At 43.9% G+C, this 14567-nt stretch carries 10 protein-coding genes; 6 read left to right on the top strand and 4 right to left on the bottom strand.

The genetic code is table 11. The features are described 5' to 3' along the window. Window positions 1-83: 83 nt before the first annotated feature. From GKS34_RS11060 to GKS34_RS11070, 3 genes are read right to left on the bottom strand one after another with little or no spacing between them, the layout of a single operon-like run. Window positions 84-833, bottom strand: coding sequence for a succinate dehydrogenase/fumarate reductase iron-sulfur subunit (locus tag GKS34_RS11060; protein ID WP_163384874.1), 750 nt, complete (start codon window positions 831-833; stop codon window positions 84-86). 29 nt (window positions 834-862) lie between these two features. Next, a complete protein-coding gene (locus GKS34_RS11065; RefSeq protein WP_163384875.1) occupies window positions 863-2797 on the bottom strand; it encodes a fumarate reductase/succinate dehydrogenase flavoprotein subunit in 1935 nt (644 codons plus the stop codon). Between the two features lie 45 nt (window positions 2798-2842). Then, window positions 2843-3526 (bottom strand): succinate dehydrogenase cytochrome b subunit, encoded by a 684-nt coding sequence (locus GKS34_RS11070; RefSeq protein ID WP_163384876.1) that lies wholly within the window; start codon window positions 3524-3526, stop codon window positions 2843-2845. A gap of 540 nt (window positions 3527-4066) precedes the next feature. Here GKS34_RS11070 and GKS34_RS11075 point away from each other — a divergent pair. The 3 genes from GKS34_RS11075 (at window position 4067) to fabD (ending at window position 8532) form a co-directional block, all read left to right on the top strand. Beyond that, on the top strand, window positions 4067-6844 hold the full coding sequence (locus GKS34_RS11075) for a T9SS type B sorting domain-containing protein (protein WP_163384877.1): 2778 nt from the start codon (window positions 4067-4069) through the stop codon (window positions 6842-6844). A gap of 78 nt (window positions 6845-6922) precedes the next feature. After that, complete coding sequence (locus GKS34_RS11080) at window positions 6923-7546, top strand: carbonic anhydrase family protein (protein ID WP_163384878.1); 624 nt, start codon at window positions 6923-6925, stop codon at window positions 7544-7546. A gap of 107 nt (window positions 7547-7653) precedes the next feature. Further along, window positions 7654-8532 (top strand): ACP S-malonyltransferase, encoded by an 879-nt coding sequence (gene fabD / locus GKS34_RS11085; protein WP_163384879.1) that lies wholly within the window; start codon window positions 7654-7656, stop codon window positions 8530-8532. Between the two features lie 15 nt (window positions 8533-8547). Here fabD and folK read toward each other — a convergent pair whose 3' ends face one another. Next, window positions 8548-9033 carry a 2-amino-4-hydroxy-6-hydroxymethyldihydropteridine diphosphokinase gene (gene folK / locus GKS34_RS11090; RefSeq protein WP_163384880.1) on the bottom strand — a complete coding sequence of 162 codons (486 nt, stop codon included), beginning with the start codon at window positions 9031-9033 and terminating at the stop codon, window positions 8548-8550. A gap of 79 nt (window positions 9034-9112) precedes the next feature. Here folK and sppA point away from each other — a divergent pair, with 79 nt between their 5' ends. The 3 genes from sppA (at window position 9113) to GKS34_RS11105 (ending at window position 14537) form a co-directional block, all read left to right on the top strand. Beyond that, window positions 9113-10870, top strand: a complete 1758-nt coding sequence (gene sppA, locus GKS34_RS11095) for a signal peptide peptidase SppA (RefSeq protein WP_163384881.1) — start codon at window positions 9113-9115, stop codon at window positions 10868-10870. A gap of 62 nt (window positions 10871-10932) precedes the next feature. Further along, a complete protein-coding gene (locus GKS34_RS11100; protein WP_163384882.1) occupies window positions 10933-11796 on the top strand; it encodes an endonuclease/exonuclease/phosphatase family protein in 864 nt (287 codons plus the stop codon). Window positions 11797-11906: 110 nt separating this feature from the next. Continuing rightward, window positions 11907-14537, top strand: a complete 2631-nt coding sequence (locus GKS34_RS11105) for a valine--tRNA ligase (protein WP_163384883.1) — start codon at window positions 11907-11909, stop codon at window positions 14535-14537. Window positions 14538-14567 lie beyond the last annotated feature (30 nt).

Genomic DNA, 14567 nt, shown 5'->3' on the forward strand with positions numbered 1-14567 from the left:
TTCGAGGGAAAGCGGCCACTATTGAAAAGGGAATAAAAAAAAGACCGGTTGCCCGGTCCTTTTTAATTTTTTATCAGAAAGCACTATACTTTTTCGGTACTTACCGAAGCGGTGAAGTATTCTCTGTTCATCCTTGCTATGTTACTTTGCTTGATTTCCTTAGGACATTCGGCAGAACAAGCGCCAGTATTGGTACAGGCTCCAAAACCTTCAGCATCCATCTGAGCCACCATCTTTTCCGCACGGCCTCGTTTTTCCACTTTGCCTTGGGGCAATAAGGCCAGTTGAGAAATTTTAGCCGATACAAAAAGCATGGCCGAAGCATTTTTACAGGCCGCAACACAAGCGCCGCAAGCTATGCAGGTAGCCGAATCAAAGGCTTCGTCAGCAATTACTTTTGGAATTGGAATTTCGTTTGCATCCGGAACACCTCCGGTATTTACCGAGACGTAACCTCCTGATTGAATTATTCTGTCAAAGGCACTCCTATCGACCACCAGATCCTTCACTATCGGAAAAGCTCTCGCTCTCCAGGGTTCAATCGTAATGGTGTCTCCGTCCTTAAAAGAACGCATGTGTAACTGACAGGTGGTCGTCTGATTTGGGCCATGCGGCTGCCCGTTTATATACAGTGAACACATGCCGCAGATTCCTTCCCGGCAGTCATGATCAAAATGGACCGGATCTTCTCCTTTATCGGAAAGATCCTCATTTAGAACATCCAACATTTCCAAAAAGGACATGTCTGCCGAAATACCACTAATTTTATATGTTTTAAAATCACCCTTGTCAGAGGCATTTTTCTGTCTCCACACTTTTAACGTTAGATTCATATCGTAATGAATTTTTTAGGTTCAATCAATTATTTATAGCTTCTCTGGGTAAGTTTGACGTTTTCGAATACGAGCTCTTCTTTGTGTAGCGCTTCGTCTTTACCGTCACCCAAATATTCCCAGGCGGCTACGTAGGCAAAGTTTTCGTCATCCCGCAAGGCTTCTCCTTCCGGCGTCTGATATTCATCCCGAAAGTGACCTCCACAAGATTCGTTTCGATGTAAGGCATCCTCCACCATCAATTCTCCCAATTCCAGAAAATCGGCTACCCGATGGGCCTTTTCCAATGATAGGTTCAATTCTTCTCCTGTTCCCAGCACCTTAACATCCGACCAGAATTCCTCTTTCAATGCCCGGATCATTTCTTTGGCTTTGGTCAGGCCAGCAGCATTTCTAGCCATCCCGCAGTGATTCCACATGATTTTCCCTAGTTTCTTGTGGAAGTGATCTACCGTTTTACTACCATTGATCTCCAACAGTTGCTTTACTCTGGCCTTCACCTCGTCTTCTGCCTTTCGAAATTCCGGATGTTCCTCAGGGACTTTTTCGTATGACAACCCTGCCAGGTAATCCCCAACCGTGTAAGGAGCTACGAAATAACCATCCGCCAATCCCTGCATCAAGGCCGATGCTCCCAGTCGGTTGGCACCGTGATCGGAGAAATTTGCTTCACCTAAAGCATAAAGGCCCGGAACGGTAGTCATTAGGTTATAATCTACCCATAGACCTCCCATGGTATAATGAACAGCAGGATAGATCTTCATGGGCGTTTTATAGGGGTTTTCTCCGGTAATTTGTTGGTACATATCAAAAAGATTACCATACTTACCTCTTACCGCATCTTCTCCATCCCTTAGGATAGCGTCCCGAAAATCCAGAAATACCGCTTCACCAGTCTCATTTACTCCCCTACCTTCATCACAAACATGCTTCGCATTCCTGGATGCCACATCTCTGGGGACCAGGTTTCCGAAAGATGGATATTTTGTTTCCAGGTAATAATCTCGATCCTCCTCTTTGATATCTCTAGGCGCAATTTCCCTCTTTCGCAGCTTTTCTGCTATTTCAATAGTTTTAGGGACCCAAACTCGCCCATCGTTTCTCAAGGACTCGGACATCAAGGTCAATTTAGATTGGTGATCTCCGGATACAGGGATACAGGTTGGATGAATTTGTGTGTAACACGGATTACTGAAAAATGCTCCCTTTTTGTGTGCGCGCCAGGCTGCAGTCACGTTCGAACCCATGGCGTTGGTAGATAAGAAAAAAACATTTCCATACCCCCCGGTGCACAACAAGACTGCGTGCGCACTGTGAGATTCAATGGCACCGGTGATGAGATTTCGGGTGACAATCCCTCTGGCCTTGCCATCCACTACCACTACATCCATCATCTCTGTCCTTGGATATAATTTCACCTTCCCATTCGCCACTTGCCTGCTCAATGCGGAATAGGCTCCTAAAAGCAACTGCTGTCCTGTTTGACCTCGGGCATAAAAGGTCCGGGATACCTGCGCACCACCAAAGGACCTGTTAGCCAACAAACCTCCGTATTCCCTGGCAAATGGAACCCCTTGGGCTACACATTGATCAATGATGTTTACCGATACTTGAGCAAGACGATATACATTTCCTTCTCTGGAGCGGTAGTCGCCCCCTTTAATGGTGTCATAAAACAAACGGAAAACTGAATCTCCATCGTTCTGATAATTTTTGGCTGCATTAATCCCTCCCTGGGCCGCAATAGAATGCGCCCGCCTCGGGCTATCCTGAAAACAAAATGCTTTCACATTATATCCCAATTCAGCCAATGAGGCGGCTGCAGAAGCGCCCGCCAGGCCCGTTCCAACCACTATTATTTCGTATTTTCTTTTATTGGCCGGGTTGACCAATTTAATATTAAATTTATGATTGGTCCATTTTTCGGCCAAAGGACCGCTGGGTATTTTTGAATTAAGTTTCATCAATATTCAAATTTAAATTCCCTTTAATTTCAATTTTTAGTCAGCTTAACTGTTTTGCAAAAACATGACTATGGGTATTAGTGCAAATAGTGCAGGAACAATAATGGCAAAACCCAAACCCAATTTCTTGATAAACGGGGTGTATTTGCTATGATTGATGCCCAAGGTTTGGAACGCACTAGCAAACCCATGAGAAAGGTGGAAGGCTAAGACTGCCATACTTACCACATAAAAAATGACATACAAGATGTTTTGATAGGCAGTCGAAACCACCGTATAACCGTCTTTGTAGGTGACGCCGTCATAGGTTACGTAAGGGATTTCCCCAAACTTAAACTCATACCAAAAACCTCTCAAGTGTACCAAAATAAATATGAGAATCAATGTTCCTAAAATGCCCATATTTCTGGAGCTCCAGGTACTATTGGCAGATGCATTTGTAACGGCATACCCAACCGGTCTTGATTTTTTATTGTTACGGGTTAAAATAGCAGAGTAGACGGCATGCAGTGCTATAAAACCAAAATTCAAATAGCCTACCACCCGGATCAGGGGATTGGAAGCCATTGTTTCAGCGTAAATATTAAACGCTTTACCATCATCTGGCAGTAATAATTGCAGGTTTCCAGCTAAGTGAACCACCAAAAACAAAATAAGGAACAGGCCGGTAAGGGCCATTAATAATTTTTTGCCAAGTGTACTATTCAAGGTTTTGGATACCCAACTCATAGAATTTTTCGTTATTACGGTTTGATCTAAATTACTCGATCCAAATTTACATTTGGATTCAATAGTAAACAATCAAACCAGAATCAATGCTCTTATTTTAAATCGTTCTAAATAAATTTCATAATTTTATTTGTAGTTTTAACCAGAAGCTGGGTTTCTTTGTTTGATAAAATATATAAACTTCTGTAATGAAGCGTTGAAGAGTTTGCGGAAGCGGATGTACGTCTAAAAAAGTTTAGCATTGAGCGATTAAACCGAAAATCGGTTGCTGCCCGTTCACGGATTTTCACCTGAATATAAGACACAGATGATTAATGGTCATAGCCACTTCAATCCTTTCCAACCTGGAATGGTAATGTGTAATAAAATCGTCTGGAAAATGAAATATTCCTGATAAAGATATAATTTAGGGTAACCATTGAAAAAATAAAAACGTTTTGTTGGTATATCCCTGCATTAGCGTAAAATAGACTTTGAATAAACGTACCCCTAATGATTGGATATCAACCTCGGATTAACTTACTAAAATCCACCGAAATAATGAAATACGTTCCGTTTATTGTGGGGCTGGTAGTCCTAATGATTGCTTCGGTTACAACCTCACAGGCGACCCATATCCGGGCTGGGGAAATCATCGCTGAAAGAATTTCCACCCAAACCCTGACTTATCGAATTACGGTAGTGGGATACACAGATACCCGTTCCACCGTGGTTTTTGGTCCGGGAGAAATTGATTTCGGTGATGGTCGGTCAGAGGTATTGAATACGGAGAGTGACTTTAATTTAACGGAAAACCTTGGTAACAACATTGAAAAAAATGTTTTTGTCATAACCCATACCTACCAGGGTCCAGGCAATTACACCATCCGGTTTATGGAGTTTAACCGAAATGCCAACACCTTAAATATGGATCAGTCGGTAGACACTCCATTCTACATAGAGACCATGATCAGCATCGACCCATTTTTAGGGGTCAATAATTCCCCGATTTTAACCATCGCTCCTGTTGATAATGGCGCTGTTAATCAAACCTACATCCACAATCCAGGAGCCTATGATCCGGATGGGGATAGCCTCGCCTACGTATTGGACGTCCCAAAACAAGCCTTTCAGAGAGAAGTAAATAACTACAGGAGTCCAGCTTCCGGAGAATTTAGTTTTACCCGACAGGATGGTACCACCCCTCCTTTTCTGGAACTGGATCCGGTCACCGGAGACCTTATCTGGGATGCTCCAGGAATTGCGGGTCAATACAATGTGGCTTTTCGAATTGAGGAATGGCGCATGGTTGCCGGCAAATGGGAACGCATCGGCTATGTGCTACGAGACATGCAGATCATTATTGAAAACACAGATAATCGAAGGCCCGAATTGATCATGCCGGAGGATATTTGTGTTGAAGCAGGAACTGAGATCACCGAGATCTTTCAGGGAATGGATCCGGATGGGGACCCTATTATGATTGAAGTCTTTGGGGATCCCGTAGAAATCACCTCCTCCCCGGCGTCTTACAGTCCAGAATCTACATTTCAACCCTCACCGGGTATTATCAGTTTTCAATGGCAGACTGTTTGCAATCATGTCCGGGCAAGAACCTATCAAGTTAGGGTCCGGATACAGGACCAGCCGGATTCGGGACCTGCATTGGTGGATATTAAGACCTGGAATATTACCATCGTAGCTCCTCCACCTGTTCCCTACAGCATCGAGCAGCAACAAGGGCGCTCAGCTCGGCTGGAATGGGATCCGTACGTTTGCTCCAATGCAGCCGAAACCATGCAGGTCTGGCGCAGAATTAATAGCGACCCCTACGAGCCGGATTCCTGTGAAACCGGAATTCGTGAGGGATATACCCTCGTAGGCGAAACAAGCATGGAAACATTTGATTTTCAAGACACCAACCAAGGCATGGGGCTAAGTCCGGGGAATACCTATTGTTACCGACTGGTAGCTGCTTTTCCTTCTCCAAGATCCGGGGAAAGTTACGTTTCCGAAGAGATCTGTATTACCGTAGACGTGGACGTACCCTTGATTACCAATGTGAGTGTAGAAGAAACCAGTTCAGATTCTGGTGAAATTCTGGTCAGGTGGACTCCCCCGTACGATATTGATACGGAAATTTATCCCGGCCCTTTCACCTATGAATTAATTCGGAATCAGGGATTTACCGGAGCAAATGGTACTACGTCGCTCATCACCACCGCCGATACGGTTTTCAGGGATAGTCAGTTAAATACCGAAAACCTGGTCTATAACTATAAGGTTATCCTCCTATCAAATGGCGAAAAAATAGACACTAGCAGTGTCGCATCCTCGGTAAGAGTTGATCCCACGATCATTAATGAAGCAATTGAACTACAATGGGAATTTCAGGTTCCCTGGAACAACGAGGATGCTACCTATCCTCATTTAGTATACCGAAACCGAACAGATCCTGACGCTGAAGATACCGAAAACTTCACACTGATCGCCGAGGTAAACGTAACGCAAGATGGATTTGTTTACCTGGATGACGGTAACCATAATGGTATTCCTCTGGATACCGAAAAGGAATATTGCTATTATGTGGTCACAAATGGAAGCTATAACCTCGATATTTTAGAGTATCCCTTAGCTAACAACTCCCAGATCGTTTGCGCCCGACCAGATGATGACCGACTCCCCTGCCCACCGGTATTGAGCTACGAAGGCCCCGAATGCACCGATTTTCTGGCCGACAAACCTTGTAATTTCAGTGATTTCTACCACGACTTGAGTTGGGAGCCTGATTTTACAGGCGAATGTGATTCGGAGCTGAACGGTTACCGCATCTATTTTTCCAACACGGGAGAAGAAGGAACTTTCAACCTGGTATCAACCGTACCGGTAATCCAAATGCAGACCCGCATTGAAGGATTAACAGAATTGAAGGGCTGCTATTACATCACCGCGGTAGACCGGTCTGGAAATGAAAGTGAACCCAGCAACATCGTTTGTATTGATAATTGCCCTAATTATGAATTGCCCAATGTATTTACCCCCAATGGGGATAACATTAATGACACCTTTCAGGCGTTTGACAACCCCTATGACAAGTGTCCGCGATTTGTAGAAGCAGTAGAAATTAATATCTACAATCGCTGGGGTACCTTGGTTCATTCCTATAATAGCACCCTGGCAACTGAAAACGACATTTACATTAATTGGGATGGCAGGGATACGGAAGGCAATGAGTTGCCATCAGGAACCTATTACTATGAAGCGACCGTTTACTTCAATGTTCTGGATGAAAACCTTCGCCAAAACAAAAGTAAAGGTACTATTCAGTTGATGAAGTAACCCCAAATCGCTAAGTTGGTGGTTAGTGAAAAAAATAAATTTAATTAAATTTTAGACCAATAAAGTAACTAGTATTTTATGAAAGCCCATACTAAAACAACGCAAGATAGCCTTTCCCCACAAGATGCACTGACTTTTTTAAAGGAGGGGAATAAACGATTTATCAGCAACCTGAGCACCAATAAAAACCTGCTTCAAATGGTTAACGAGACCCGTGATGGCCAATGGCCCTTCGCGGTTGTATTGAGTTGTATCGACTCCAGAACATCTGCGGAGTTGATCTTTGACCAGGGATTAGGTGATATATTTAGTGCTAGGGTAGCCGGTAATGTAGTGAACGAAGATATTTTGGGTAGCATGGAATATGCGGTGAAATACGCCGGATCGAAATTGGTCCTGGTACTTGGCCATACCAAATGTGGCGCTGTCACCAGTGCCTGCAAAAAAGTAAAGGACGGTAATATTACTGCGCTTCTGCATAAAATCAAGCCAGCTATCGACAGGGCTTCAAAAGAATCAAACGGAGCCACAGACGATCCTGTGTTCATAGAGAAAGTGGCTACTTTTAATGTATTCGAGGCAATGGAAGAAATAAGGGAACGAAGCACAATCATCAGTAACATGGAAAAAGAGGGCAAAATCCTGGTGGTTGGAGCCGTTTACGATGTAGAAACAGGACAGGTAGAGTTTTTTGAACATTAAGCTACCGCTAAGCGAATGGATTTTAAGGCAGCTTCGACGCATAGGTTGAACCTGCCTTATTTTTTTCCCTACCTTTGCATTCTTAACCAACAAAACCACCTTTAATAATGGTAGCTTATGTATTTCCGGGCCAGGGTGCCCAATATCCAGGAATGGGTAAAGACCTGTACTCCCAAAAACCCGACGCAAAAAAATTATTCGATCTGGCCAATAATATATTGGATTTCAAGATTACGGATATCATGTTTGAAGGTAACGCCGAAGAATTAAAGCAGACCAATGTAACACAGCCAGCCGTGTTCCTTCATTCGGTGATCGCAGCATTAACAACCGACCATTTTCAGCCAGACATGGTTGCCGGGCACTCATTGGGTGAGTTTTCCGCTCTGGTGGCCAATCAGGTATTGCAGTTTGAAGATGGATTGCGATTGGTTCATCAGCGGGCACTCGCCATGCAGGAAGCGTGCGAAATCAATCCCTCCACAATGGCGGCTATCCTTGGACTTCCTGATGAGGAAGTCGAAGCTATTTGTGCTTCCATAGAAGGACATATAGTTGTTCCTGCCAATTATAATTGCCCTGGCCAGTTGGTCATTTCGGGAAGTCTGGAAGGAATCCAAATCGCTTGTGAGAAAATGAAGGCTGCCGGAGCCAAACGAGCCCTCCCCCTGTCTGTAGGAGGTGCTTTCCATTCGCCTTTGATGGAACCAGCCCGTGTTAAACTCGAATCAGCTATCCATTCTACCTCTTTCTCTCCGCCTAGTTGCCCGATTTATCAGAACGTAAGTACCACTGCCGTAAAGGATGTGGAAACCATCAAAAAAAACCTTATTGCACAGCTCACAGCACCTGTCAAGTGGACGCAGTCTGTGCAGAACATGGTGCAAGATGGTGCTGCGAAATTTATCGAATGTGGACCAGGCAAGGTATTGCAGGGACTTGTTAAAAAAATCCACAAAGAAGCGGAGGTCGACTCACTCCAATAAGACGAAATCAAGCCATTAACCGTCGGAATAGAGGCCGACGGTTAATGGATCCTTGCATTTTTTCAATAGTTCTTTATTGCTCGTTTTTTCCAAAGGATGAATATACTCAGGCAAAACCTCTGCTAAAGGTACCAGAACGAACTTTCTAAAGCTCATTTGCGGATGAGGTATCTGCAAAACCTCTGATTGGATAACTTCTTCATCAAAATACAGGATGTCTATATCCATGGTCCGGTCCCCCCATTTAGTTTCTCTTTTTCTCCCCAGACGACGCTCAATCTGCTGAATACAGGCAAGGATTTTCTCAGGATCCATTTTTGTTCGTAGCACCAGTACTTGATTCAGATAAGGACTAAGTGACTCCCCTCCCCATGCCTCTGTTTCGTAAATGGCAGAGGCTCGCACCAATTCCATCTCCTTTACCAACCAATTTACTGCTTCATTCAATAATAACAGCCTGTCGCCTTCATTTCCACCTAACCCCAATACTACGGTATGCATATCCAATTTTATTAAATCAAATTACTCAGTTTTGGTAAAAATAGGTTAATTTTGAGACTTACTAAAACAGGGGATCTCTATGAAATTTTTAAGCAACGTTTTAGCTGTTATCGTGGGAATGCTGGTTTTTTGGGTGCTGGCATTTTTCATCATGGCCGGGATCATCGCCATTAGTGCCGGTTCCGGTAAAATAGAAATAGAGGAAAATTCATTGCTTCACATTCGCTTAAATGGAGTAGTGCTGGTAGAACAAGCTCCTGAGGACGACATGTCGCTGCCCCCCTTACCCTTTCTTGGTAGTGTTTCCAGCGTAGGACTCAACCAGGTAATCCGAGCCATAGAAACGGCAAAAGAAAACCCGGACATCAAAGGAATCTATCTGGAAAGCGGACTTCTGGCCGCCGGTCAATCGCACATCCTTGAAATCCGAAATGCATTAAAATCATTTAAAGAAAGTGGGAAATTTATCGTTGCCTATGGAGAATATTTTTCAGAAACGGGGTATTTTCTATGTTCCGTAGCCGACGAAATTTACCTCAATCCCATTGGCGATCTGGAGTTCAATGGGTTTGCCGCCAATCCCATTTTCCTAAAAGGCCTGTTAGACAAAATCGAAGTAGAACCAGTGATTTTCCGGGTGGGAGAATTTAAAAGTGCCATCGAACCCTTCATCATGGAAAAAATGAGTGAGGAAAATCGGCTGCAAACCAGTGTTTACTTAGAAGACCTGAATCAGGTTGTAGTGAATGCGGTAGCAGAAAGCCGTTCATTGTCGGTGGAAAAAATTCAGGAAATTAACGACAACATGTCCGTCAGAACCAGTCAGGACGCGGTAGACTTGGGATTGATCGACGCGTTATGGTATGACGATCAGGTCAAAGGAAGGCTACGAGAAAAACTAGGACTGGAAGAGGAGGATGATATCAATAGTGTAAACATTAGTGGGATCAATCAAACAGCTAAGGAGAAAAACAGGCTTTCCCGAAATCAGATCGCGGTAATAATGGCAGATGGTGAGATTGTGGGTGGACAAAATCCAGATCAGATCAGTTCAGACCTCTTCCTGAAAGAAATCCGAAAAGCACGAAAAAACGAGGACGTAAAAGCCATCGTATTGAGGATTAATTCCCCGGGCGGCTCAGTAGTTGCCTCCGAAGTTCTTTGGAGGGAATTATCAGAAGCGCAAAAGGAAAAGCCGCTTATCGCATCCATGTCCAACTACGCGGCTTCCGGCGGATATTACCTAGCCGCACCGGCAGATACCATTGTGGCGCAACCCAATACCATTACCGGTTCCATTGGAATTTTTGGTATTCTATTTAATATGCAGGGGCTGCTGAATAATAAATTGGGAATTACTACCGATGTGGTTAGTACTGGTACCTATTCAGATTTTCTAAATCCTACCAAACCCATGTCCGAATCAGAAAAAGCCATCATGCAAAACAAGGTGGAAGAAGGCTACGATACCTTTATTCAACGCGTTGCTGATGGCCGAAAAATGAGTCGTGAGGAAGTCATTGCCATTGCTGGTGGAAGGGTTTGGTCGGGGACAATGGCTAAAAATATTGGTTTGGTGGATATCCTAGGCGGATTCGATGATGCCATCCACATCGCCGCTCATAAAGCAGGTCTGGAAGATGACTATCGGGTGGTTCTCTATCCCAAACAAAAAACCCTGCTGGAACAACTATTGTCCGACTTTGGTACTGATGTACAAAGCACCTACCATCGGATTAAATTTGGTGCTTCCTATGATTTATTCCAGCAGGTGGACCGAATGAAAAAACTGGAAGGTAGAATGGCCCTACTCCCTTTCCTATTGGATATAGACTGATTAAATCGAAATTATTGCTATATTAAAGAAATTAAATTCCCGGAAAACACCCCTCCTATTCCATGGCTGTTCCCTTTAAAAATTATTTCCTGGTCCTTCTTTTATTGCCCAATTTGCAAATCACCGGGTCATGGGCGCAGGATTCCTATTCCATCGCTAATTACAATGTCTTTTTTGACACTCCAAGTAATTCTGGAAATCTCTGGGAAGACAGGGGTCCACACCTTATCAACCTGATCCGATTCCACGAAATGGATATTATCGGGACTAGGGAAGGCTTGTATTCCCAAGTGGAAGATAATAGTAAGGACCTTAATTTCCCTTATATTGGGGTAAGTAAGGACTCGGGGAAAAAAGAGGGAGAATTTTGCGCTGTTTTTTACAATCCTGAAAAATTTCAGCTTTTAGATAAGGGAACATTCTGGCTTTCTCCTTCTCTGGAAAAGCCCTCCAAAGACCGGGATGCAGCAATCAACAGGATCTGTTCCTGGGGTAAATTTGAAACATCAGAGGGTGATTTATTTTATGTTTTTAACGTACATTACGATACACTTGGCCAAACCGCCAGTGAGGAGAGTAGTAAATTGCTTCATGAAAAAATCACCGAGATCAATAAAGAACACTTGCCCTGCATCCTGACAGGAGATTTTTATGGGGATGAATCCAAACCCGCTTACCAGGAATCAAATGAAGAAGAAACTCTACATAACAGCAAGGGCAATTCGCTCATCCCGTCTCATGGAGGCAGCCGAACTTTCCATCCGTTTAATTGGGATCTACTTCCTGAAAAGAGAATCGATCCTGTTTTTGTGAGTTCCAACTTCTCCGATATCCGCCACGCCAATGGTACGGTTAATCACTGCAAAAAATTCCCATCCAATCATTTTCCTGTCAAGTTACGTCCAAAAATTGGAAAGGTCCTCTAAATAGAGGCCGCCAAGCATCCGCACAATTAGTGAATTTTTAGAATTCTGAAGGTAAAAAAGTATACCTTCAGGCATTTTTGTGTTATTTTTGCCCCCTAAATTAAATCAGCATGGCACTTTCTACCAAGTACGACTCCCGAAGCTCTGAATCCAAATGGTACCAATACTGGATGGATCACGGCATGTTCCATTCCGAACCGGATGATCAAAGAGAGGCTTATTCCATTGTCATACCGCCACCTAATGTGACTGGAGTACTCCATATGGGCCACATGCTCAATAATACCATACAGGATATCCTGGTGCGAAAAGCCCGAATGGAAGGTAAGAACGCTTGCTGGGTACCGGGAACAGACCATGCTTCCATAGCCACTGAAGCCAAAGTAGTGGCCATGCTGAAAGAAAAAGGCATTGAGAAAAAAAATATCAGCAGGGAAGCTTTTTTATCCCATGCCTGGGAATGGAAAGAAAAGTACGGAGGGATTATCCTGGAGCAATTAAAAAAACTGGGGGCTTCCTGCGATTGGGAACGAACCCGATTCACCATGGATCCTTCTCTGAGCGAAGCCGTTACCAATGTCTTCGTAGATTTACATCAAAAAGGAAAAATTTACCGGGGAATCCGAATGGTCAATTGGGATCCCAAAGGAAAAACCGCCCTTTCTGACGATGAGGTTATTTTCAAGGAAGTGGCCTCTACTCTTTACCATATCGCTTATAAAATCGAAGGTTCGGATGAATCGCTGACCATTGCCACTACCCGGCCGGAAACCATCATGGCAGATGTTGCCATATGTATTCACCCAGAAGACAACAGGTACAGCCATCTTAAAGGAAAAAAAGCGTTGATCCCGTTGATAGAGCGACCCATTCCGATCATTGAAGATGAATATGTGGAAAGGGAATTTGGTACCGGATGTCTCAAAATCACACCTGCACACGATATCAATGATTATGAAATTGGCTTAAAGCACAAATTAGAGGTCATTGACATCTTGAACGATGACGGAACCCTGAATGAAAAAGCCAGCATTTTGATCGGCGAAGACCGCTTTGTTGCCAGAAAAAAAATAACAAAACTACTCCAGGAAGCCGGACAGCTGATCCAAGAGGAGGCTTATGCTTCCAACATGGGGCATTCGGAACGAACCGATGCCGTAATTGAGCCAAGGCTTTCCCTGCAATGGTTTTTGAAAATGGAGGAAATCACCCAGCCAGCCCTTAAGGCAGTGATGGACGATACGGTACAGCTCTTTCCTCCCAAATTCAAAAATATGTATAAGAGTTGGATGGAAAATGTCCGTGACTGGTGCATTTCCCGGCAACTTTGGTGGGGGCACCGGATTCCGGCCTATTACCTACCCAATGGGGAATATATTGTAGCAAACAGTCCTGAAGAAGCCCTCAATTTGGCAAGGGAAAGGTTCAATGAAAATTTCACCGAAAAGGATATAAAGCAGGACGAAGATGTGCTGGATACCTGGTTTTCATCCTGGTTGTGGCCCATTTCCGTTTTTGATCCTGAATTTTTCAAAACTGGCGAAAAAAATCGGGATCTGGCCTATTATTACCCGACGAATGATCTGGTAACGGCCCCCGAGATTTTATTTTTCTGGGTAGCCAGAATGATCATAGCAGGCTATGAATACACCGGTGAAAAACCGTTCAAAAACGTTTACCTGACCGGAATCGTCCGGGATAAAATGGGTAGGAAAATGTCCAAATCGCTGGGAAATTCTCCCGATCCTCTTGCACTGATAGATACCTATGGCGCAGACGGGGTACGGACAGGCATGTTGTTCAGCAGCCCTGCCGGCAACGACTTGCCTTTTGACGAAAAACTAGTGGAACAAGGCAGGAACTTCTGTAATAAAATCTGGAATGCCTACCGGCTGATTGAGGGGTGGGAAGTAACTCCCACGGCCAATCCTACTACCAAAACCGCTATCGCCTGGTTTGAAAGTAGGTTACAGCAGTCCCTGGACGAACTCTCCGACCATTTTGAAAAATTCCGTATCTCCGATGCTTTAATGACGGTCTATAAGTTGGTTTGGGATGACTTCTGCTCCTGGTATCTGGAAATGATAAAGCCTGCGTACCAGGCTCCAATAGATGAATACACCAAAGCAAGGACCGTTTCCTTTTTCGAAGATTTATTGAAAATTCTCCACCCGTTCATGCCTTTCATTACCGAGGAGCTATGGCAGCAAATAGGAGTCCGAAAAGACGGGGAGGCCCTCATGCTGTCTCCATGGCCAAAAAGCAGCTCCTATGATGAACATATTGTATCCGAAGCACAACAGATTTTTGAAGTGATTTCACAGATAAGAAATATCCGTGCGTCGAAAGGACTATCCCCTAAGTTGCCTTTACAGCTTTACATTCATACAGAAAACCGAAGCCTATATGCCCGGTACGACGAAATCATTAAAAAGCTAGCTACTATTACTTCTGTAAATTTTGGTGACCCGGAAGGAAATGCCGTCAGCTTTGTAGTGAAGGCGGATGAAATCTACATCCCAATGAAGGAGGAAATAGATCTGGAACAAGAAAAGGAAGACCTACTCAAAGAATTAGAATATACCAAAGGGTTTTTGAATTCCGTATCGAAAAAGCTGGCCAACGAAAAATTTGTTTCCAACGCACCGGAAGCCGTAGTAGAAAAAGAAAAGAAAAAGATGGCCGATGCCAGGTCCAAATTAAATGCTTTGGAAGAAAGTTTGAGGAAACTCGAACAGTAAGAATTAAAAAGAAATGGCAAAGAAGGTGTT

Source organism: Cyclobacterium jeungdonense, assembly GCF_010994275.1.
Lineage (GTDB): Bacteria > Bacteroidota > Bacteroidia > Cytophagales > Cyclobacteriaceae > Cyclobacterium > Cyclobacterium jeungdonense.